The 21,303-nt window shown below is 62.7% G+C and carries 18 protein-coding genes; 6 read left to right on the top strand and 12 right to left on the bottom strand.

What is annotated here, in order from left to right; genetic code table 11:
- Positions 1-2 precede the first annotated feature (2 nt).
- The 8 genes from QUG03_RS08775 to QUG03_RS08740 form a co-directional block, all read right to left on the bottom strand.
- The gene (locus QUG03_RS08775) at positions 3-2,831 is read right to left on the bottom strand and encodes a 2-oxoglutarate dehydrogenase E1 component (RefSeq protein ID WP_107798171.1); all 2,829 of its coding nucleotides are present in this window, start codon (positions 2,829-2,831) and stop codon (positions 3-5) included.
- A gap of 198 nt (positions 2,832-3,029) precedes the next feature.
- Positions 3,030-4,322, bottom strand: a complete 1,293-nt coding sequence (gene gltA, locus QUG03_RS08770) for a citrate synthase (protein ID WP_107798170.1) — start codon at positions 4,320-4,322, stop codon at positions 3,030-3,032.
- Between the two features lie 53 nt (positions 4,323-4,375).
- Complete coding sequence (locus QUG03_RS08765) at positions 4,376-4,624, bottom strand: FAD assembly factor SdhE (RefSeq protein WP_107798169.1); 249 nt, start codon at positions 4,622-4,624, stop codon at positions 4,376-4,378.
- Complete coding sequence (locus QUG03_RS08760; RefSeq protein WP_107798168.1) at positions 4,621-5,331, bottom strand: succinate dehydrogenase iron-sulfur subunit; 711 nt, start codon at positions 5,329-5,331, stop codon at positions 4,621-4,623. The genes QUG03_RS08765 and QUG03_RS08760 overlap by 4 nt, the downstream gene beginning before the upstream one ends.
- 13 nt (positions 5,332-5,344) lie before the next feature.
- Entirely contained in the window at positions 5,345-7,117 is a 1,773-nt protein-coding gene (gene sdhA, locus QUG03_RS08755; protein WP_107798167.1) for a succinate dehydrogenase flavoprotein subunit, read from the bottom strand.
- Positions 7,117-7,461 carry a succinate dehydrogenase, hydrophobic membrane anchor protein gene (gene sdhD / locus QUG03_RS08750; RefSeq protein WP_043592734.1) on the bottom strand — a complete coding sequence of 115 codons (345 nt, stop codon included), beginning with the start codon at positions 7,459-7,461 and terminating at the stop codon, positions 7,117-7,119. Before sdhD ends, sdhA begins: the two co-directional genes overlap by 1 nt.
- Positions 7,455-7,829, bottom strand: coding sequence for a succinate dehydrogenase, cytochrome b556 subunit (gene sdhC / locus QUG03_RS08745; RefSeq protein WP_500819853.1), 375 nt, complete (start codon positions 7,827-7,829; stop codon positions 7,455-7,457). Before sdhC ends, sdhD begins: the two co-directional genes overlap by 7 nt.
- Positions 7,830-8,064: 235 nt before the next feature.
- Positions 8,065-8,799, bottom strand: a complete 735-nt coding sequence (locus tag QUG03_RS08740) for a GntR family transcriptional regulator (protein WP_048415654.1) — start codon at positions 8,797-8,799, stop codon at positions 8,065-8,067.
- A 210-nt stretch (positions 8,800-9,009) separates the two neighbouring features.
- On the opposite strand from QUG03_RS08740, the gene QUG03_RS08735 reads away from it, so the two are divergent.
- From QUG03_RS08735 to lysS, 3 genes are all read left to right on the top strand, one after another.
- Complete coding sequence (locus QUG03_RS08735; protein WP_227106976.1) at positions 9,010-9,990, top strand: malate dehydrogenase; 981 nt, start codon at positions 9,010-9,012, stop codon at positions 9,988-9,990.
- Between the two features lie 116 nt (positions 9,991-10,106).
- A protein-coding gene (prfB, locus tag QUG03_RS08730) for a peptide chain release factor 2 (RefSeq protein WP_146176780.1) occupies positions 10,107-11,211 on the top strand; the annotation gives its coding sequence in 2 pieces (ribosomal slippage) (positions 10,107-10,187 and positions 10,189-11,211; 1,104 coding nt in all).
- A 72-nt stretch (positions 11,212-11,283) separates the two neighbouring features.
- A complete protein-coding gene (lysS, locus tag QUG03_RS08725) occupies positions 11,284-12,789 on the top strand; it encodes a lysine--tRNA ligase (protein ID WP_500819852.1) in 1,506 nt (501 codons plus the stop codon).
- A 142-nt stretch (positions 12,790-12,931) separates the two neighbouring features.
- Here the strand turns inward: lysS and QUG03_RS08720 are convergent, their stop codons facing one another.
- Positions 12,932-13,264, bottom strand: coding sequence for a monooxygenase (locus tag QUG03_RS08720; protein WP_500819851.1), 333 nt, complete (start codon positions 13,262-13,264; stop codon positions 12,932-12,934).
- Positions 13,265-13,475: 211 nt separating this feature from the next.
- Between QUG03_RS08720 and QUG03_RS08715 the strand changes: the two genes are divergently transcribed.
- A complete protein-coding gene (locus QUG03_RS08715; RefSeq protein WP_107798162.1) occupies positions 13,476-13,925 on the top strand; it encodes a hypothetical protein in 450 nt (149 codons plus the stop codon).
- A gap of 8 nt (positions 13,926-13,933) precedes the next feature.
- Here QUG03_RS08715 and QUG03_RS08710 read toward each other — a convergent pair whose 3' ends face one another.
- The gene (locus tag QUG03_RS08710; protein WP_107798161.1) at positions 13,934-14,923 is read right to left on the bottom strand and encodes an aldo/keto reductase; all 990 of its coding nucleotides are present in this window, start codon (positions 14,921-14,923) and stop codon (positions 13,934-13,936) included.
- Between the two features lie 103 nt (positions 14,924-15,026).
- On the opposite strand from QUG03_RS08710, the gene QUG03_RS08705 reads away from it, so the two are divergent.
- Positions 15,027-15,929, top strand: a complete 903-nt coding sequence (locus QUG03_RS08705; RefSeq protein ID WP_227106932.1) for a LysR family transcriptional regulator — start codon at positions 15,027-15,029, stop codon at positions 15,927-15,929.
- Positions 15,930-15,942: 13 nt separating this feature from the next.
- Here QUG03_RS08705 and QUG03_RS08700 read toward each other — a convergent pair whose 3' ends face one another.
- Positions 15,943-16,884, bottom strand: a complete 942-nt coding sequence (locus tag QUG03_RS08700) for a GGDEF domain-containing protein (protein ID WP_227106930.1) — start codon at positions 16,882-16,884, stop codon at positions 15,943-15,945.
- Between the two features lie 32 nt (positions 16,885-16,916).
- Entirely contained in the window at positions 16,917-19,727 is a 2,811-nt protein-coding gene (locus QUG03_RS08695; RefSeq protein WP_107798158.1) for a bifunctional diguanylate cyclase/phosphodiesterase, read from the bottom strand.
- 254 nt (positions 19,728-19,981) lie between these two features.
- On the opposite strand from QUG03_RS08695, the gene QUG03_RS08690 reads away from it, so the two are divergent.
- Positions 19,982-21,301 (top strand): TRZ/ATZ family hydrolase, encoded by a 1,320-nt coding sequence (locus tag QUG03_RS08690; protein ID WP_107798157.1) that lies wholly within the window; start codon positions 19,982-19,984, stop codon positions 21,299-21,301.
- Positions 21,302-21,303: the final 2 nt, after the last annotated feature.

Below are 21,303 nucleotides of genomic sequence, written 5' to 3'. Positions count from 1 at the left end.
GGTTATTTGGCGACCGACATGGCTTCTTCAACGAAAGCCTTGAGTTGGGCGACGTGTTTGCTCATATAGCCTACGGCCGGGGAAGCGGACGACGGACGGCCGGCGAAGGACAGCGACTGCTTGGCGCCCAGCAGGCCTTCCAGGCGGTGGCGGATCTGATACCAGGCGCCCTGGTTGCGCGGCTCTTCCTGCACCCACATCACTTCGCGCGCCTGCGGGAAGCGCGCCAGTTCGGCGGCCACCTGCTCGGTCGGGAACGGATACAGCTGCTCGATGCGGACGATGGCGATATCGTCGTCCAGGCCGCGCTCCTTGCGGGCGGCGGCGAGGTCGTAATACACCTGACCGGCGCACAGCAGCACGCGCTTGACCTTCTTGGCGTCCTGCACCACCGCGTCGCCGATCACCGGGCGGAAACCGCCGCTGGTGAACGCTTCGATCGGGCTCATCGAATCCTTGAAGCGCAGCAGGCGCTTGGACAGGAAGATGACCAGCGGCTTGCGATACGGGCGCAGCACCTGGCGACGCAGCATGTGGAACATCTGCGAGGCTTCGGACGGCATCACCACCTGCATATTGTGCTCGGCGCACAGTTGCAGCCAACGCTCCAGGCGCGCGGACGAGTGTTCCGGGCCCTGGCCGTCGTAGCCGTGCGGCAGGATGGTGGTCAGGCCGCACAGACGGCCCCACTTGGTCTCGCCGGAGGAAATGAACTGGTCGATGGCCACCTGGGCGCCGTTGGCGAAGTCGCCGAACTGGGCTTCCCAGATCACCAGCTGATCCGGAGCGGAACAGGCATAGCCGTATTCATAGGCCAGCACCGCTTCTTCGTTCAGGATGGAGTCGATCACCAGGAAATCGGCCTGGTTGTCGGACATATTGCGCAGCGGCACATAGCTGCCCTGGTCCCAGCTCTCGCGGTTTTGGTCGTGCAAGACCGAATGACGATGGGAGAAGGTGCCGCGGCCGGAGTCTTCGCCGGACAGGCGCACGCCGAAGCCGTTGGTCACCAGGCTGGCGTAGGCCAGGGTCTCGGCCATGCCCCAGTCCGCGTTCTGCTCGCCGGCGGCCATCGCCTTGCGCGCGGCCAGCACCTTCTGCACCGTCGGATGCAGCTTGAAGCCGTCCGGCAGCGAGGTGAACTTCTCGGTCAGGCGCTGGATGTCGGCCTGCGGCAAGGAGGTGTCGGTCGGATGCGCCCAGTGGGTGCCCAAGTACTGGCTGAAGTCCAGCGCGTGTTCGCGCTTGTAATTGGTCAGCGCGGTCTGCTCTACGTGCTCGCCCTTATCCAGCGCGTCGCGGTAGGCCTGGATCTGAGCGTCGGCCTCTTCCGCCTTCAGCACGCCTTCCTGCACCAGACGTTCGGCGTACATCGCGCGCACGCCTTGGTGCTTGGCGATCTTCTTGTACATCATCGGCTGGGTCAGGAACGGGTCGTCGCCCTCGTTATGGCCCAGTTTGCGATAGCACACCAGATCGATGACCACGTCCTTCTTGAAGGTCATACGGTAGTCCAGCGCGGCCTGCATCACATAGCAGACGGCTTCCGGATCATCGCCGTTGACGTGGAAGATCGGCGCTTCGATCATTTTGGCCACGTCGGTGCAATACATCGTCGAGCGGATGTCGCGGGTGTCCGAGGTGGTGAAGCCCACCTGGTTGTTGATCACGATGTGTATCGTGCCGCCGGTGCCGTAGCCGCGGGTCTGCGACAGATTGAAGGTGCCCTGGTTGACGCCCAGGCCGCCAAAGGCGGAGTCGCCGTGGATCAATACCGGCACCGCGGTCTTGCGTTCCGCGTCCTTGCGGCGTTCCTGGCGCGCGCGCACCGAGCCCTCCACCACCGGGTTGACGATTTCCAGGTGCGAGGGGTTGAAGGCCAGCGACACATGCATCGGGCCGTCGGCGGTCGGGATGTCGGAGGAGAAGCCCATGTGGTACTTCACGTCGCCGGAGGCCATTTGCTGGGCGGCCTTGCCTTCGAATTCGGCGAACAGGTCGCGCGGCAGCTTGCCCAGGGTGTTGACCAGCACGTTCAGACGGCCGCGGTGGGCCATGCCGATGATCAGTTCCTGCACGCCCTGGCCGGTGGCGTTCTGGATCAGGTGATCCAGCGCGGCAATGGCGGACTCGCCGCCTTCCAGCGAGAAGCGCTTCTGGCCGACGTATTTGGTGTGCAGATAGCGTTCCAGCGTCTCGGACGCGGTGATCTGCTTCAGGATGCGCTGCTTCTTGGCCGCGTCGTAATGCGGCGTGGACAGGTCGCCCTCGAAGCGCTTTTGCACCCAATGCTTTTCATCCGACTTGGTGATGTGCATGTACTCGACGCCGATATTACCGCAGTAGGTCTGCTTCAGGCGCGCCAGGATGTCGGACAGCGGCATCTTCTGCGGGCCCACCAGCGAGCCGGCGTTGAATTGCACCGCCATGTCGGCGCCGGTCAAACCGTGGGTAGCCGGGTCCAGTTCGCGCACCAGTTCCTGGTCCATGCGCTTGAGCGGGTCCAGATTGGCCTGGCGGCTGCCCAGCACGCGGTAGGCGGAAATCAGTTTCAGCACCCCCACCTGCTTTTGCATGGTGTCCCATTCCGCCCCGCTGCTGGCGCGCTGGCCGGCGGCCGGCTTCTTGGCCAGCTGAATGAAGGATTCCTGGATCGGCATGTGCGGCACATCGCGTTCGGCAGCGCCCGGCGCTTGCGCCAGCTTGTCGAAATAGTCGCGCCACTCGTTCGGAACGGAGTTGGCGTCAGCGAGGTACTGTTCGTACAGCTCCTCGATGAACGGTGCATTCCCACCGAACAGGTAAGAATGGCTGTACATGGATTGCATCATGGGGCTACCCTTTGTCGTTTCTGTTCGGAATCCGGCCAGCTACGCCCTGGCGCGAACTCCCTGTTGCTGCATGGGGAAAACGCTATCGGAAAAACTTTTTGTTGTGCTTCCCATAACATTCTGACCCTGCCCCGGCCCGCCGTCGGGCCGGAAAAAAAGGCTGGCTGAAGCCCTGCTCCAGCCAACCCTCGTTCCTGCTTACTTGCGCTTCTCCACCGGAATGAAATCGCGGCGGGGGGCGCCGGTGTACAACTGACGCGGACGGCCGATCTTCATCGCCGGGTCGGAGATCATTTCGCTCCAGTGGGCGATCCAGCCCACGGTGCGGGCCAGCGCGAAGATCGGGGTGAACATCGACACCGGGATGCCGATGGCCGACAAGACGATGCCGGAGTAGAAGTCCACGTTCGGGTACAGCTTGCGCTCGATGAAGTACGGGTCGGACAGCGCGATCTTTTCCAGTTCCATCGCCAGCTTGAACTTGGGATCGTTGTGCAGGCCCAGTTCGTTCAGCACTTCGTCGCAGGTCTGCTTCATGATGGAAGCGCGCGGGTCCATGTTCTTGTACACGCGGTGGCCGAAGCCCATCAGCTTGTAGCGCTTGTCCTTCACGCCTTGCATGAAGTCGGCCACGTTTTCCACGCTGCCGATTTCATCCAGCATCTTCAGCACGGCTTCGTTGGCGCCGCCATGGGACGGGCCCCACAGGCAGGCGATGCCGGCGGCGATACACGCGAAGGGGTTGGCGCCGGAGGAGCCCGCCAGACGCACAGTGGAGGTGGAGGCGTTCTGCTCGTGATCGGCGTGCAGGGTGAAGATGCGGTCCAGCGCGCGCGCCAGCACCGGGTTCACCTTGTACTCTTCGCACGGGGTGGAGAACATCATGTGCAGGAAGTTTTCCGCGTAGGTCAGGCCGTTTTTCGGGTAGGAGAACGGCAGGCCCTTGTTGTAGCGGTAAGCTTGCGCGGCGATGGTCGGCAGCTTGGCCACCAGGCGATGCGCGGAAATGCGGCGATGCTCAGGATTGGAGATGTCCAGCGAGTCATGGTAGAAGGCGGACAGCGCGCCCACCACGCCCACCATCACCGCCATCGGGTGCGCGTCGCGACGGAAGCCCTTGAACAGGCTCATCAGCTGATCGTGCAGCATATTGTGGCGCATGATGCCGCGCTCGAAGTCCTTGCGCTGCGCCGCGGTCGGCAGCTCGCCGTTCAGCAGCAGGTAGCAGACTTCCAGGTAATCGCTCTTCTCGGCGAGTTGCTCGATCGGGTAGCCGCGATAGTAGAGCTGGCCCAGATCGCCGTCGATGAAGGTGATGCCGGACTCGCAGCTGGCGGTGGCCAGGAAGCCCGGGTCGAACGTGAACATGCCGGTTTTGGAGAAGGTGCGGATGTCGACGACATCCGGCCCCAAAGTGCCGCTCTGGACCGGCAAATCCAGAGTTTCCTTACCCTCGTTGTATGTGAGCGTTACTTTGCGATCAGTTTCCACAGCAATACTCCCAGTCGGTTTATGGTCGTTGTAATTGGGGTGATGCACAGCCGTCAGAGCGAACGGAGAATCGCCACGATGCCCATCTCTTCCGGGTCGTCCAGATCGGCCTTGCCGCTGACGACGTCCAGAAAATCGGTATCGGGCAAATCCAGCAACCGCCGATAAGCCTCAATCTCGGCGGGGGCGAGCTGGTCGAAGGGGCCGGCGAAGAATTTCTCCAGCACCAGATCCAGCTCCAGCAGCCCCCGCCGGGACCGCCAACGGATCCGCTTGAGTTCAATCGGATCGTAGGCGGTCATACTGCACGCTTGACCATCAGGTCCTTGATCTTGCCAATCGCCTTGGTCGGATTCAGGCCCTTAGGACACACGTCCACGCAGTTCATGATGGTGTGGCAACGGAACAGGCGGTACGGGTCTTCCAGGTTGTCCAGGCGCTCCTTGGTCGCTTCGTCGCGGGTGTCCGCGATAAAGCGATAGGCGGCCAACAGGCCGGCCGGACCGACGAACTTGTCCGGGTTCCACCAGAAGGACGGGCAGGACGTCGAGCAGCACGCGCACAGAATGCACTCGTACAGGCCGTCCAGTTCCTTGCGGTCTTCCGGCGACTGCTTGCGCTCGCGTTCCGGCGGCGGCGTGTCGTTGATCACATAAGGCTTGATCGAGTGGTACTGCTTGAAGAACTGGGTCATGTCCACGATCAGATCGCGGATCACCGGCAGACCCGGCAGCGGACGCAGCTCGATCGGCTGTTTCAGGTCGCGGAAGTCGGTCAGGCAGGCCAGGCCGTTCTTACCGTTGATGTTCATCGCGTCGGAACCGCACACGCCTTCGCGACAGGAGCGGCGGAAGCTCAGCGTGTCGTCCTTCACCTTCAGCTTGACCAGCGCGTCCAAGAGCTTGTGCTCGGTGGAGTCCATCTCCACGCTGATGTCCTGCATATACGGCTTGGCATCGGTTTCCGGATTGTAGCGGTAGATGCGGAATTTGACGGTTTCGGTAGTCATCTTGATGGAACCCTTAGTAGGAGCGGGTCTTCAGCGCGATCGTATCGACCGACAGCGGCTTCAGATTGACCGGCTTGTAATCCAGACGGTTGGCTTCGCGATACCACAAGGTATGCTTCAGCCAGTTCTTGTCGTCGCGGCCGTTCGGGGTTTCCTCGGTGTCCTTGGCGTCGTCGCGCACATGGGCGCCGCGGCTCTCGGTGCGGGCGTTGGCCGAGATCATGGTGGCCTTGGCCACTTCGATCAGGTTCTCCAGCTCCAGCGCCTCGATGCGGGCGGTGTTGAAGACATTGGACTTGTCGGAGATCTCGGTGCGCTGCACCATCTTCTCCACTTCCAGAATCTTCTCCACGCCTTCGGCCAGCATGTCCTTGAAGCGGAACACGCCGCAGTGCGCCTGCATGGTGCGCTGCATGGCTTCGCGCGCGTCGTTGACTTGCACGCCGCCGGTCTGCTGATTCAGGCGCTCGACGCGGGCGACGGAGCGCTCGACATCGGCCAGCGCCAGTTCCGGCAGGTCTTCCGGATGCTGCTTGATGAACTCGATCATGGAGTTGGCCGAGCTCTTGCCGAACACCAGCAAGTCCAGCAGCGAGTTGGTGCCCAGGCGGTTGGCGCCGTGCACCGACGCGCAGGCGCATTCGCCGGCCGCGTAGAAGCCCTGCACTTTTTCGCCCTGCACCACCACTTCGCCGTGGTAGTTGGTGGGAATGCCGCCCATCTGGTAATGGCAAGTCGGCACCACCGGAATCGGGGCCTTGATCGGGTCCACGCCGGCGAACTTGATCGAAATCTCGCGGATGCCCGGCAGCTTGGACATGATCACTTCCGGATCCAGGTGAGTGATGTCCAGCAGCACGTGATCCTTGTTCGGACCGCAGCCGCGGCCTTCGTTGATCTCGGTCACCATCGCGCGCGACACCACGTCGCGGGACGCCAGGTCCTTGGCGTTGGGCGCGTAGCGCTCCATGAAGCGTTCGCCCTGCGCATTGCGCAGAATGCCGCCTTCGCCGCGCACGCCTTCGGTGATCAACACACCGGCGCCGGCCACGCCGGTCGGGTGGAACTGCCAGAACTCCATGTCTTCCAGCGGGATGCCCGCGCGGGAAGCCATGCCCAGGCCGTCGCCGGTATTGATGAAGGCGTTGGTGGACGAGGAGAAGATGCGGCCGGCGCCGCCGGTGGCGAACAAGGTGGCCTTGGCCTGGAACACGACGATTTCCGAGGTTTCCATTTCCATGGCGATCACGCCCTGGACATTGCCGTCGGCGTCGCGGATCAGGTCCAGCGCCATCCATTCAACGAAGAAATGGGTATTGGCGCGCACATTGCGCTGGTATAGCGCGTGCAGCATGGCGTGGCCGGTGCGGTCGGCTGCGGCGCAGGCGCGGCGCACCGGCTTTTCGCCGAAATTCGACATATGGCCGCCGAACGGGCGCTGGTAGATGGAGCCGTCGGCGTTGCGGTCGAACGGCATGCCGAAGTGCTCCAGCTCCACCACCACCTTGGGCGCTTCGCGGCACATGAATTCGATGGCGTCCTGATCGCCCAGCCAGTCCGACCCCTTGACGGTGTCGTACATATGCCAGTGCCAATGATCTTCCTCGGAGTTGCCGAGAGAAGCGGACACGCCGCCTTGGGCGGCCACGGTGTGGGAGCGGGTCGGGAATACCTTGGACAGCACCGCTGTCTTCAGGCCGGCCTCGGACAATTGCAAGGCCGCGCGCATGCCTGCTCCGCCTGCCCCAACGATAACGGCGTCGAAATGACGAACAGGAATACCCATTACAGCCCCCAGACCACTTTAACGGAATAGATAAAACAGGAAACCAGCCAGACGATGGTGAACACGTGCAGCGCCAGGCGAACGCCCACCGGCTTCACATAGTCCATCCACAGATCGCGGATGCCCACCCATACGTGCAGGAACAGAGCGATCAGGCTCACCTGGGTCAGCAACTGCACCCAGAACTGGCCGAAGAACGCCTTCCAGCCTTCGTAGCCGGACGGCATGGTCAACAGGAACAAAGCCAAAGCCACGGTGTAGATCAACATGATCACCGCGGTGACGCGCTGCATGATCCAATCGCGCAGGCCATAGCCGGCGCCGACGACATTGCGATTTACCATAGAGCAACTCCCAGAACCACGGTCAGCGCCAGGCTGACGGCCACGACGGTCTTGGCGGTGGCGCGGGCGGTCTGCAGTTCGAGACCTTTATGAATATCGAGGAAGAGGAAACGGATACCGGCACAGAAGTGGTGCATATACGCCCACAACAGGCCGAACAACACCAGCTTCATCAGCGGGTTGCCCACCACGGCGCGGTAGGTTTCGAACGATTCGGCCGAACTCAGCGAACCGTGCAACAGGTAAATCAACAGTGGGAGAGAAAAGAACAGCGCAACACCGCTGATCCGGTGCAAGATCGAGACGATGCCGGGAATCGGCAATCTGATCTTGGCCAGATCCAGGTGCTTTGGTCGTTGCTTCTGCATATGGCTTCCTTGGATGTTTTTAGAACCAAGAGGTTACACAACAGACGGTCCGCTACGAGACCGCCCGCCTGAAGGGCTCCGTTGTTGTTATGGCTGGATGCCCGTCATTACCGCTCATGCCGCACCAGGAATATCGCGGTGCAATATGACCCGGGGATTCTAGCAAAACTGGCTGGCCGCGGCCCGTTTTTCGCCGCCGGCCCAGCCGTCCACGTCACGTCAAAAGCCCGCCGCGTCAAGCCCGGCGGGCGGTGTAAGCCCAGTTGTGCGTCAGACAGTAACGCTGCCGCCACTCCAGCGGCACGCCCTCCATCGAGCCGGAAATCCGGATCAGACTCAAGGCCGGCGCCTCGGCCACCATGCCGGTGACGCCGAGCAGCGCACTCTCCTCGCGCGGCAGCATCAACGCGCGAAACTGCTCGCACAATACTTTCAAACGGATGCCGAAACGCTGCTGCAGCGCCTGGTACACCCCGGACGAGCCGCGCAGCCATCGCGCGTCCAGCCCCTCGAACTCGTCGGCCGGCAAGAAGGCCTCGTCCACCGCGACCGGGATGCCGTGCCAACGCCACAGCTGCCGAACTCTCAATAAAGGCGCAGCGCGCCGCAATTGCAATGCCGCGGCCATGTCGTCGCTGGCGTTGCCCCGCGAAATGCCGAGGAACTCCCGCGCCAGATCGTCCGGCTGCTCGTTGAACAGGCCCGGCGTCAGCAGCAGGCCTTCACCCCACTCGCTGGGCGCCGGCGCCACGAAAGTGCCCCTGCCCTGCGCGCGATACAGCAGGCCGTCGGCCACCAGTTCGCCCAAGGCCTTGCGCACCGTGCCCTGACTTGCGCCCAGCTCGTCCGCCAAGTCCCATTCGCTGGGCAAGGCATCGTTCTCCTGCCATTCGCCATCGCCGATCCGGCGCAGCAATTGCTGCTTGATCTGGCTGTACAGCGGCTGTCTACGCAGCGGTCGATCTGTCATGTTCTCTGTTGTATCACCAAACAAATCAAGCGTAAATACAAGTCTTATATAAGATACAAGACTTTACCGGACCCATCAGCTTTTCTGATGAGGATTACACCCCCACTTTGGCTATACTCCGTGTTACACTCAGCCGCACAAAAGCATTCAATGCTGCAGAGCAACATCTGCATATCGTCATTATCGGATACATCAAAGGAGAGTCCGCCAATGAAAGCTCCCGTTCGCGTCGCCGTCACCGGCGCAGCCGGCCAAATCGGCTATAGTCTGCTGTTCCGCATTGCCAGCGGCGAAATGCTCGGCAAGGATCAACCGGTCATCCTGCAACTGCTGGACCTGCCGCAAGCCCAAACCGCCCTCAAGGGCGTGATGATGGAACTGGAAGACTGCGCCTTCCCGCTGTTGGCCGGCATGGTCGCCACCGACGACCCGAACGTGGCCTTCAAGGACGTCAAGGTCGCGCTGCTGGTGGGCGCCCGCCCGCGCAGCAAGGGCATGGAGCGCAAGGATCTGCTGGAAGCCAACGGCGCCATCTTCACCGTTCAAGGCAAGGCGCTGAACGACCACGCCGCCCGCGACGTGAAAGTGCTGGTAGTGGGCAACCCGGCCAACACCAACGCCTGGATCGCGATGAAGTCCGCTCCGGACCTGAATCCGAAAAACTTCACCGCCATGTTGCGTCTTGACCACAACCGCGCGCTGTCCCAGATCGCCGCCAAGACCGGCAAGCCGGTGGCCGCCATCGAGAAGCTGGCGGTATGGGGCAACCACTCGCCGACCATGTACGCCGACTACCGCTTCGCCAGCATCGCCGGCCAGCCGGTCAAGGCCATGATCAATGACGAAGCCTGGAACCGCGACGTATTCCTGCCCACCGTGGGCAAGCGCGGCGCCGCCATCATCGAAGCGCGCGGCCTGTCTTCCGCCGCCTCCGCCGCCAACGCCGCCATCGACCACGTCCACGACTGGGTGCTGGGCAGCCAAGGCAAATGGGTGACCATGGGCATTCCGTCCGACGGCTCCTACGGCATCCCGGAAGGCGTGATGTACGGCTTCCCGGTTGTATGCGAAAATGGCGAATACAAGATTGTGCAAGGTCTGGAAATCGACGAGTTCAGCCGCGAGCGGATGAACTTCACCCTGGCCGAACTGGAAGAAGAGCGCGCCGCCATCGCTCACCTGTTTGGCTGATCCATCCCAAGTCTTTTCAGCAAAAGCGCACCTTACGGTGCGCTTTTTTGTCTTTGATCAAGACCCGATTTCCCGACTGCCTATATTTAACAGACTGCCATTTGGAGTTGAGCATGATTGAAGTCGAAGTACTGAACCAAATCGCGGCCAAGATAGACGACCTGGCCACCCGTGGCGCCGACATCCGGGGGTATCTTTGACTACGACGGTAAAAAAGACCGTCTGGAAGAAGTTTCCCGCCTGACCGAAGACCCGGACATCTGGAATGATCCCAAGCGCGCCCAGGAACTGGGCCGCGAGCGCAAACAGCTGGAAGACGTGGTGCTTGTGATCGACGAGATCAGCGCCATGGTCGGCGACAGCGCCGAATTGTTCGAGATGGGCCGCGCCGAAAACGACGACGACACCATCCTGGCCGTGCAGGCCGATCTGGACACCGCCGAAGCCAAGCTCGCGCAGCTGGAATTCCGCCGGATGTTCCACGATCCGATGGACCCGAACAACTGCTTCCTGGACATCCAGGCCGGCGCCGGCGGCACCGAGGCCCAGGACTGGGCCGGCATGCTGCTGCGCATGTATATCCGCTACGCCGAACGCAAGGGTTTCAGCGTGGAAGTGCTGGAAGAATCCGAAGGCGAAGTGGCCGGCATCACCAGCGCCACGCTGAAGATCAGCGGCGAATACGCCTACGGCCTGCTGCGCTCTGAAGTGGGCGTGCACCGCCTGGTGCGCGTGTCGCCGTTCGACTCCAACGCGCGCCGCCACACCTCCTTCTCCTCGGTCTTCGTCTATCCGGAAGTGGACGACAGCTTCGTGATCGACATCAATCCGGCCGATCTGCGCGTCGACACCTACCGCGCCTCCGGCGCCGGCGGTCAGCACATCAACAAGACCGACTCCGCCGTGCGCATCACCCACAATCCCACCGGGATCGTGGTGCAGTGCCAGAACGACCGCTCCCAGCACCGCAACCGCGACGAAGCGATGCAGATGCTGCGCGCCAAGCTGTACGAACTGGAACTGAAAAAGCGCAACGAGGCCAAGCAGGCGCTGGAAGACACCAAGACCGATGTGGGCTGGGGCCACCAGATCCGCTCCTACGTCTTCGACCAGTCCCGCATCAAGGATCTGCGCACCAGCTACGAAGTGGGCAATATCAAGGGCGTGATGGACGGCGACCTGGACGGCTTCATCGAGGCCAGCCTGAAACAGGGCGTCTGAACCTAAACCCGCTTAACCCGGCCGCCGCCCCTGCGGCGGCCAACAGCCATTGCATTGAATTACGGAGTGAACATGTCTGAACACGAGCAAGCATCGCCCAGCCAGGACGAAAACCAGATCATGGCGGAGCGCCGCCAAAAGCTGAAGAGCATCCGCGAACAGCGCATCGCCTTCCCCAACGACTTCAAGCGCAGCCACTTCGCGCAAGTCCTGCAGGACGCTCACGCCGGCAAGGAAAAGGAAGCGCTGGAAGCCGAAAAGATCGAGGTTGCCGTCGCCGGCCGCATGATGTTGAAACGTGTGATGGGCAAGGCCAGCTTCGCCACGCTGCAAGACGGCAGCGGTCGCATCCAGGCCTATATCTCCAATGACGGCGTGGGCGAAGAGCTGCACGCCGAGTTCAAGCACTGGGATCTGGGCGACATCGTCGCCGTCAAGGGCGTGCTGTTCAAGACCAAGACCGGCGAACTGACGGTGCAGGCCAGCGAAGTGCGCCTGCTGTCCAAGAACATCCGTCCGCTGCCGGAGAAATTCCACGGCATCACCGATCAGGAAACCAAGTACCGCCAGCGCTACGCCGACCTGATCATGAACGAGGACAGCCGCCAGACCTTCATCAAGCGCTCCAAGATCATCCAGAAGGTGCGCGACGTGATGGTGGGCGAAGGCTATCTGGAAGTGGAAACCCCGATGATGCACCCGATTCCGGGCGGCGCCGCGGCCAAGCCTTTCGTCACCCACCACAATGCGCTGGACATGCCCTTATACCTGCGCATCGCGCCTGAGCTGTATCTGAAGCGCCTGGTGGTGGGCGGTCTGGAGCGCGTGTTCGAGATCAACCGCAACTTCCGCAACGAGGGGATGAGCACGCGCCACAACCCCGAGTTCACCATGATCGAGTTCTACGAGGCTTACAGCGACTACCAGCGCATGATGGAAATGACCGAAGCCATCATCCGCGAATGCGCGCTGGTATCCTGCGGCTCCACCACCGTCAGCTACCAGGGCAAGGAAGTGGATCTGGGCAAACCGTTCGACCGCTTCACCATCGTCGGCGCGATCAAGCACTACAACCCGCAATACACAGATGCTCAACTGGACGACGCGGCCTGGGTGGCCGGCGAGATCAAGCGCCTGGGCGGCAAGCTGCCGCCGGCGCCGGGCCTGGGCAGCCTGCAACTGGCGCTGTTTGAAGAGTGCGCCGAAAGCCTGCTGTGGAACCCGACCTTCATCATCGACTACCCGGTGGAAGTGTCCCCGCTGGCGCGCGGTTCCGACAGCAAGCCGGGCCTGACCGAACGCTTCGAGCTGTTCATCGTCGGCCGCGAGCACGCCAACGGCTACTCCGAGTTGAACGATCCGGAAGACCAGGCCGCGCGCTTCCTGTCCCAGGTGGCGCAGAAGGACGCCGGCGACGACGAGGCGATGCACTACGACGCCGACTACATCCGCGCGATGGAATACGGCCTGCCGCCGACCGGCGGCTGCGGCATCGGCATCGACCGCCTGGTGATGCTGCTGACCGACGCGCCGTCCATCCGCGACGTCATTCTGTTCCCGCAGATGCGTCCGGAATAAGCGCTTCAAGCCTACGGCTCGACCCAGCCGCCCGCCTTCCGGCGAGCGGCTTTTTCTTTTCCCGCGCCCCCTCCCCCCGCATCGCGCTTTTCACGCGTGGACAAAGCCGTCGGCGCGGAGTCCCGCTGACCAGGGCTGCCGGCTACTCGGCCCCAAGCGGCTCCGGCCCGCGCGCAAAGCCCGCATGATTGAGCTCGCTGAGCGCCAGGTTCACGTCGAAAATCCTGCCGCTGACCTCGGTCACCCCCAAGGCTTTCAGTCTTGTGCTGTGCATGCGCAGATAAGCTTGCGCCGTTTCTTCGCTGGCAAACAGATAAATGCCGCCGGCCTCTTGCCGGTCCGGGCTCTCCGTCCATATTTTCCAGAGGAAGCCGGGCTCCTGATTGATGGACGCCGCCAGCTCTTGCAAGCGGCTTGCCATCTCGTCGCCGAAAGGACCGGAAAAATCAAAGTGGACTTGCAGAAGTTTTTGCATGAAAGCGTTTCCTATAGAAGACAAGACTCGCGGCAACGCAGGGCGCCTTGCCAGGCTGCCCATCGCGGCCGGGAAGTTTTGCTTTTGTTTGCTAAACCTCCTTTCCGCCAACAATAGACATCATTCCGTCCTTCAGCTTCGCGCATGCGCAATAGTGCCGGACGATATTGGCAGTACAACACTCGCTTGTACGACTAAAAGGACATTCGCCATGAAACGTCTATTCGCATTCGCCGCGCTGAGCGCCTCGGCATGGCTCTGCGCCATGCCGGCCCAGGCCGGCGTCTCCATCACCATCGGCCAGCCCGGTTTCTACGGACAACTCAGCCTGGGCGGTTTCCCGACGCCGCAGCTGATCTATCCGCAACCGGTGGTCATCCAGCCCGCCCCGGTGGCGGTGGCGCCGATGTATCTGCGGGTGCCGCCCGGCCACATGAAGGATTGGCGTCGCTACTGCGGCCGCTACGGCGCCTGCGGCCGCCCGGTCTACTTCGTTCGCGACGAGTGGTACCGCCAAGTCTATGTGCCGCGTTATCAGCAGGTTCAACGCGGCCATGAGTACAGGCGCGAACACGAACGCCACGGCTGGCATGGCGACGACGATCACGACCATGGCCGCGGCCATGAGCGCGACCGCCGCGACTGGCGGCGAGACCGCTAAAACCGCACTCAGCGCTGCACCGTCGCCATCACCTCGGACGCGTAACGCAGGCCGCTGACGGCCTCCGGCGGAAAGACCGCGTCGATTTCCGCCCGCTCCGCCGGACTCAGTGCCAGCGTCAGCGCGCCCAGATTGTCGTCCAGATTGCGGATGCGGCGCGCGCCGGGAATGGCGACGATGTGATCGCCGTGCGCCAGCACCCAGGCCAGCGCCAATTGCGCCGGCGTGCAGCCCTTGGCTTCGGCTAAGGCCTTCACCCGGTCCACCAGCGCCAGATTGCGGCGGAAATTCTCGCCGAGAAAGCGCGGATTGCCGCGCCGGTAGTCGTCGGCGTCGAAGTCGTCCGGGCTTCGGATCGCCCCGGTCAAAAAACCGCGCCCCAGCGGGCTGTAGGCGACGAAGCCGACGCCCAGCTCCCGGCACAAGGCCAGCGTTTGCTGCTCCGGGTCCCGCGTCCACAGCGAGTATTCGCTTTGCAGCGCGTGGATGGGATGGACGGCGTGCGCGCGGCGCAAGGTGTCGGGCGCGGCCTCGGACAGGCCCAGGTAACGGACTTTGCCGGCGCGCACCAGCTCCGCCATCGCGCCCACCGTTTCTTCGATAGGCACTTGCGGGTCCACGCGGTGCAGATAGTAAAGATCGATGACGTCGACGCCCAGCCGCTTGAGACTGCCTTCGCAACTGCTGCGCACGTATTCCGGCCGTCCGTTGACGCCGCGCGCGGCCGGATTGGCCGGGTCCATCACGATGCCGAACTTGGTGGCCAGCACCACCTCGCTACGGCGCGACTTCAGCAGCTGCGCCAGCAATTCCTCGTTGCGGTAAGGTCCGTACATATCCGCGGTGTCCAGCAGATTGACGCCGCGATCCAGCGCGTGATTCAGCGTGCGCAGCGATTCCGCGTCGTCATGCGCGCCGTAGAAAGCGCTCATGCCCATGCAGCCCAAGCCCAAAGCGGAAACGGAGGGGCCGTTACGGCCCAGGATACGTTGTTTCATGCCAGCCATCCTTCGTGGTCGGTTAAGATGCCTAAAGCATATGCACTTGCCTTCATCGGAAAAACCGGCTTAATCTACATGCATTACGTAGAAAATCTTCACAATGCCGCAAAACTCCCTGCATGCCTTGCAAGCCTTCCGCCTCATCGCCCAGCACGGCAGCTTCACCCGCGCCGCCGCCCAGCAAGAGGTCACGCCCTCGGCGCTGAGCCAGACGCTGCGTCAATTGGAGGCGCAACTGGGCGTGCGCCTGCTGAACCGCACCACCCGCAAGGTTGGGCTGACCGAAGCCGGCCAGGCGCTGCTGGCGCGGATAAGGCCGCTGCTGGAACAGCTGGACGGCGCGCTGGAAGACACTCGCCAATGGCAAGGTCAGCTCAGCGGCACCCTGAAGCTGACCTTGCCGCATACCGCCGCCGCCCTGCTGCTGTATCCCTTGTTGGCCGGCTTCATGCGCGCGCATCCGCAGCTAAAGCTGGAACTGGACGTCAACAATCAATTGGTGGATATCGTGGAGCGCGGTCTGGACGCCGGCCTGCGCTTCGGCGAGAGCCTGCAACAGGATATGCAGGCGGTGGCGGTCAGCGCCCCGCTCCGCTTTTGCGTGGCGGCCAGCCCGGCTTATTTGCAAACGCGCGGCGTACCCGCGCATCCGGCCATGTTGCGACAACATGATTGCCTGCGCTATCGCTTCGCCAGCAGCGGCCAGATCTACCGCTGGCAATTCGTCGACGCCGGCCGGCCGTTCGAAGTCGCGGTGCAAGGGCCGCTAACCGCCAACGACACCGCCGCGGCGCTGCACGTCGCGCTGGGCGGACTCGGCCTCGCCTATCTGCCGCAGGCGATGGCCGAACCCCATCTGGCGGACGGCGGCCTGATCGCCGTATTGGAAGAATGGATGCCGCCGGCGGAGGCCTTCTACCTGTATTACCCGCACCACCTGCATCAGCCGGCGAAACTGCGGGCGTTCATCGACTACCTGAGACAGGCGATGACCGCCCGTTGACGGCCCCCCGGCCTCACCCCGCCCGACAGCAATTGCGCCCCGCCGCCTTGGCCTGGTACAAGGCGGCGTCCGCGCGCTGCAGCAAGACCTCCACTTCCAGGCCCGGCTGCGCGCAGACATGGCCTATGCTCAGGGTCAAGGGCACCGGATGCTGCTGCCATTGCAAATTGGCGGCGGCGAGCCGCTGCCGGGCCTGTTCCGCCAAGGCCGCGGCCTTGGCCTGATCGGCGTCCGGGGCCAGCAGCAGAAACTCTTCCCCGCCCCAGCGCGAACAGAGCAAGTCCGGAAACGCCTCGCTCAGCAAGCGCGCCGCTTCCACCAGCACATAGTCGCCGCCGTCATGGCCGAAATGGTCGTTCACCAGTTTGAAATGGTCGATATCGCACAACAAGACCGCGAACGGCCGGCGCGTCTGCAGCCATTGCAGCCAGGCGGCCTCCATCTGACGCACCGCCTCGCGGCGGTTGATCAAACCGGTGAGAAAATCCGTGCGCGACAACCTGACGTTCTCGTCCATCGCGCACTTGAGGTCGTCCACGTCGCGGAAGGTGACGATGTGCCAGTTGGGCAGCAGATCGGCATGCAGTTGCGCGGTGACGATGAACCAGCGCAGGCGGCCGTCCGCGCAGCACACCCTCACCGTCATCTCCGCCAGGTTGCGGCCCAGCGCCAGGCTGTCCTTCACCGCCTGCAGCCAGCTTTGCTCCACCTCCAAGCGGTAGGCCGGATCGGGATAAGCCAGACGGAACCAGGCCTCCATGTCCGGCATCTGCTCCAGCGTGTAGCCTATCTGCTGCAGGAAAGCGCGGTTCAGATAGCGATGCACGCGCCGGCCGGGCTGATCCAGCTTGGCGTCGGACTCTGAAATCAGGATGGGAATGGGCACGAAGTCCAGGCTGCGCGACAGCACTTCCTTGCCGACATCCACCGCCTCGTCGCCAATCTTGAAAGTCATCCGCGCGCTCCCGTCCCTGCCCTTGGGTCAGCTCACTCCTGCGGCAACAGGCAATCCTGGGCCAGCAGTTTGACGAACTCGTCCGCCGGCAGCGGCCGGGCGATCAAGTAGCCTTGCACGTATTCGCAGCCTTCGCGTTGCAGGAAGTGCCATTGCTCTATCGTTTCCACCCCTTCCGCCACCACCTTCATATTCAGGTTCTTGGCCATATTGATGATGGCGCGGGCAATGGCGGTGTCGTCGGCGTCGTGCGGGATGTCGCGCACGAAGGAACGGTCGATCTTCAGCTTGTCCGCCTTGAAGCGCTTCAGATAGGACAGGCTGGAATAGCCGGTGCCGAAGTCGTCGATGGACAGCTTCAGCCCCATATTCTTCATATTGTCGATGGCCTGTATGGTGGCCATCGCGTCTTCCATCACCACGCTCTCGGTCACCTCGATGTCCAGCGCGTGACCGGGCAGGCCGTTGGTGGCCAGCGCCGAGGTGATCTGATCCGCCAGATCGGACTGGCGGAACTGCAAGGCGGACAGATTGATGGCCAGGGTCAGTTCCGGCAGCCCCTGGCTGCGCCAGGCGGCCAGCTGGCGCGTGGCCTCACCTATCACCCAGTTGCCGATCTGCACGATGAAGCCGCGCTCCTCCGCCACCTCGATGAAACGCACCGGCCCCAGCACGCCCAGCGACGGATGGTTCCAGCGGATCAGCGCCTCGGCGCCTATGATGCGGCCGCTGGCCATTTCCACTTGCGGCTGATAATGCAGCACGAACTCCTCGCGCTCCAGCGCGAAACGCAGCTGGCTTTCAATCGCCAGGATTTCGCGGGCGCGGGCGTTGAGGTCGGCGGTGTAGAACTTGTAGCTGTTGCGGCCCGAGGATTTGGCGTGATACATCGCCGCGTCGGCGTTGCGCACCAGGGTCTCGTAGTCGCGGCCGTCGTCCGGGTAGACGCTGATGCCGATGGACGGCGTAATGGTGATCACATGATTGTGCAACTCTATCGACGCGGTGAAGGCGTCGCGGATGCGCTCCGCCGCCATCGCCGCCTCGCCCGGATCGGAAATCACCGGCAGCAGCACGATGAATTCGTCGCCGCCCTGGCGCGCCAGCATCTCTCCCGGCCCCAGCACCCCCTTGATCCGGTCCGCCGCCACCTGCAGCAGGGTGTCGCCGGCGGTGTGGCCCAGCGATTCGTTGACAGTCTTGAAGCGGTCCAGGTCCAGCAGCAACAAGGCCAGCCGCTCGTTGTCGCGGCCGGCGTTGTGGATAGCCAGCTCCACCCGGTCCTGCATGTGCACGCGGTTGGGCAAGCTGGTCAGCACGTCGAAATGGGCGAGGAACTGGATGCGCTCGTCGGCCGCCTTGCGTTCGGTCAGATCGCTGAAGATGGCCACGTAATGGGTAATTTCGCCCAGGCTGTTGCGCACCGCGTTGATCGCCAGCCATTCCGGGAACACCTCGCCGTTCTTGCGGCGGTTCCACAACTCGCCCTGCCAGGAGCCGTGGTCGGCGATGGACTGCCACATCTGTTCGTAGAAGGGCTGGTCGTGGCGGCCGGAGGACAGCACGCTGGTCTTCTGGCCCAGCACCTCGTGCTGGGTGTAGCCGGTGATCTCGGTGAAAGCGCGGTTGACGCTGCGGATGCGTTTGTCCGCGTCGGTGATCATGATGCCTTCCACGGTGTTCTCGAACACCTTGGCGGCCAGTTGCACCCTCTCCTCCGCCGCGCGTTTCTCGGAGATGTCGCGCACCATGCGCCATACCGCGTTGATGCGTCCGAAGGCGTCGCGCATCGCCACGGTCTTGACGCTGACCGGCACCGGATTGCCGAAACGGTTGATATAGGTGGCCTCGAACTCGTCGCAGTAGCCGAAGCGCAATACCTTGTTGTCCAGATTGAAGCGCTCCAGCGCCTCGCTCTCCGGCCCCACCAGCGTCCAGAAATTCTGTAGCTTGAGCTGATCCAGGCTGTAGCACATCAGGTTGAGGAAGGCGGGGTTGGCGTCTATCACCTGGCCATCCAGCGAGCTGATCACAATGCCGTCGAGGTTGGACCAGAACAGTTCGCGGTATTTGTTCTCGGAGCGGCGCAGCGCGTCCTCCACCTCGCGGCGGCGGGAAATGTCCGCCTCCAGCGCCAGCGTCTTGGCGCGCAACTCGTCCAGCAAGCGCTTGAGTTCCGCGCGGGTCCATTCCAAGTGTTTGCCCAGGTGGCCGATCTCGTCGCGGCGCTGCCATTCGAACGGCCGGTCCAGCTTGAGTTCGGCCAGCAAGCGCGCCTGTTCGGTCAGGGCCTTCATCGGGCTGAGGAAACGCGAGTGCAGAATGCTCATGATCAGCAGAATGGACAACACCAGCTGCGCCGCCAGAATCATCAGAATATTCTTGATCTGGTTGTTGAGCGCGATGGCGAGGTGTTCATTGTCGAATTCCAGCGTCACCTGGCCGATTTCCTCGCCGCGGTAGATCACCGGTTTTTCCACGAAGGAGACGCTGCCGATGCGGCGCTCCGCGCGCACCGAAGACAGAAAGATCTGATTGGACTGGGTGTCGGTGACGCGGATGGAAACCACCCTCGCGTCTTCCATCACCGAAGCGATCAACGGGTTGCCGGCCTGGCGGCTCAGGTTCCACAAGGGCTCCTGCATGCCCAGAGCGACGATGTCCAGCAGGCGTTTTTGATCGGTTTCCAACTGGGCGGTCAACGCGTCCCGTTGAATATTGAAACTCAGATAACTGATGATGGACGCGGGAATCAGCAAGCCCAGCACCACGGCGATGAGAAAGACAGCCCTGAGGGAAAGGCCGGTACTGGCTGTGGATTTATCGTCAGCGTGGTGTGCCATGTTTGCGTTTATTATCGCTCGCCATTAGCCGCAGGCAATTGAGCCCATGCGTCAGTTGTTCATATTTTCAAAAGTATACACCGGATAATCGCGGCAAAATGCTGGAATATTCACTAGTCATCGCCTTGTCAAGCCCGGATCCGGCAAGCCTTGCGCCGGCCTGCTTCGCCGCCGCTTCCCGCGCTCCGTCATTGCCTTGCATTTGGCCTCGGCCTACAATCCACGTCACTTCAAAATCGCGCCAGGATTGCCCCATGTCCCAGTCCCGTTATGACAAAATTATCACCGCCCGCTGGATCATTACCGTCGAGGAAGACGGCGAAATCCTGGAAAACCACGCCATTGCTCTGAAGGATGGCAGGATTGCCGCGATTATTCCAGCCGACCAAGCCGGCGCGCTGGAAGCGGATCAACGCGTGGAATTGCCCAACCACGTGCTGATGCCGGGCCTGATCAATCTGCACGGCCACTCCGCGATGACGCTCTTGCGCGGCCTCGCCGACGACAAGGCGCTGATGGACTGGCTGACCAATCATATCTGGCCGGCCGAGGGCAAACACGTGCGCGACGATTTCGTGTTCGACGGCGCGCTGCTGGCGATGGGGGAGATGATCCGCGGCGGCACCACCACCATCAACGACATGTATTTCTATCACGGCGCGATGGCCCGCGCCGGCCTGGCCTCCGGCATGCGCACTTTTGTCGGCTGTTCCATCCTGGAGTTCCCCACCAATTACGCCAGCAACGCCGACGACTACATCAGCAAGTCCCTGGCCGAGCGCCGCCAGTTCCTGGGCGAAGAGCTGATCACCTTCACCCTGGCGCCGCACGCGCCCTACACGGTGTCGGACGACACCTTCGCCAAGGTTGTGACGCTGGCGGAACAGGAAGACATGCTGATCCACTGCCATATCCACGAAACCGCGGACGAGGTCAGCAACAGCGTCAAGGAGCGGCACCAGCGCCCGCTGGCCCGCCTGCAACAGCTGGGCCTGCTGTCGCCGCGCCTGATCGCCGCCCACATGGTGCATCTGAACGACGAGGAAATCGAACTGGCGGCCAAGCACGGCGTGTCGGTGGCGCACAATCCCTCGTCCAATATGAAGCTGGCTTCCGGCATCGCCCCCATTCCCAAGATGCTGCAGGCCGGCATCGCGGTGGGCATAGGCACCGACGGCGCCGCCTCCAACAACAAACTGGACATGCTGGCGGAAACCCGGCTGGCGGCGCTGCTGGCCAAAGTGGGCACGCTGGACCCCACCTCGGTGCCCGCCGCCGCCGCCATCCGCATGGCTACGCTCAACGGCGCGCGCGCGCTGGGCATCGCCGACAAAGTCGGCTCGATCAAGACCGGCAAGCAGGCCGACCTGATCGCCATCGATCTGTCCGCCATCGAAACCGCGCCGGCCTTCGACCCGATCTCCCACGTGGTCTACGCGGCCGGCCGCGAACAAGTCAGCCATGTCTGGGTCAAAGGTCAGGCCCTATTGGAACAACGCCAACTCAAAACTCTGGACGAAGCCGCGCTCAAGGCGCGCGCGGAAGATTGGCGTCATCGCATTCTGGCGAAATAATC

The organism is Chromobacterium sp. CCUG 30098 (genome assembly GCF_059916605.1).
This window is presented reverse-complemented; position numbering and strand designations above follow the sequence as displayed.

Excerpts from the sequence above, each read along its gene's own strand:
- QUG03_RS08775 (WP_107798171.1), bottom strand. The coding sequence starts at position 2,831 with ATGATGCAATCCATGTACAGCCATTCTTACCTGTTCGGTGGGAATGCA.
- QUG03_RS08765 (WP_107798169.1), bottom strand. The coding sequence starts at position 4,624 with ATGACCGCCTACGATCCGATTGAACTCAAGCGGATCCGTTGGCGGTCC.
- QUG03_RS08760 (WP_107798168.1), bottom strand. The coding sequence starts at position 5,331 with ATGACTACCGAAACCGTCAAATTCCGCATCTACCGCTACAATCCGGAA.
- sdhA (WP_107798167.1), bottom strand. The coding sequence starts at position 7,117 with ATGGGTATTCCTGTTCGTCATTTCGACGCCGTTATCGTTGGGGCAGGC.
- sdhD (WP_043592734.1), bottom strand. The coding sequence starts at position 7,461 with ATGGTAAATCGCAATGTCGTCGGCGCCGGCTATGGCCTGCGCGATTGG.
- sdhC (WP_500819853.1), bottom strand. The coding sequence starts at position 7,829 with ATGCAGAAGCAACGACCAAAGCACCTGGATCTGGCCAAGATCAGATTG.
- QUG03_RS08740 (WP_048415654.1), bottom strand. The coding sequence starts at position 8,799 with ATGACAGATCGACCGCTGCGTAGACAGCCGCTGTACAGCCAGATCAAG.
- QUG03_RS08735 (WP_227106976.1), top strand. The coding sequence starts at position 9,010 with ATGAAAGCTCCCGTTCGCGTCGCCGTCACCGGCGCAGCCGGCCAAATC.
- lysS (WP_500819852.1), top strand. The coding sequence starts at position 11,284 with ATGTCTGAACACGAGCAAGCATCGCCCAGCCAGGACGAAAACCAGATC.
- QUG03_RS08720 (WP_500819851.1), bottom strand. The coding sequence starts at position 13,264 with ATGCAAAAACTTCTGCAAGTCCACTTTGATTTTTCCGGTCCTTTCGGC.
- QUG03_RS08715 (WP_107798162.1), top strand. The coding sequence starts at position 13,476 with ATGAAACGTCTATTCGCATTCGCCGCGCTGAGCGCCTCGGCATGGCTC.
- QUG03_RS08710 (WP_107798161.1), bottom strand. The coding sequence starts at position 14,923 with ATGAAACAACGTATCCTGGGCCGTAACGGCCCCTCCGTTTCCGCTTTG.
- QUG03_RS08705 (WP_227106932.1), top strand. The coding sequence starts at position 15,027 with ATGCCGCAAAACTCCCTGCATGCCTTGCAAGCCTTCCGCCTCATCGCC.
- QUG03_RS08700 (WP_227106930.1), bottom strand. The coding sequence starts at position 16,884 with ATGACTTTCAAGATTGGCGACGAGGCGGTGGATGTCGGCAAGGAAGTG.
- QUG03_RS08695 (WP_107798158.1), bottom strand. The coding sequence starts at position 19,727 with ATGGCACACCACGCTGACGATAAATCCACAGCCAGTACCGGCCTTTCC.
- QUG03_RS08690 (WP_107798157.1), top strand. The coding sequence starts at position 19,982 with ATGTCCCAGTCCCGTTATGACAAAATTATCACCGCCCGCTGGATCATT.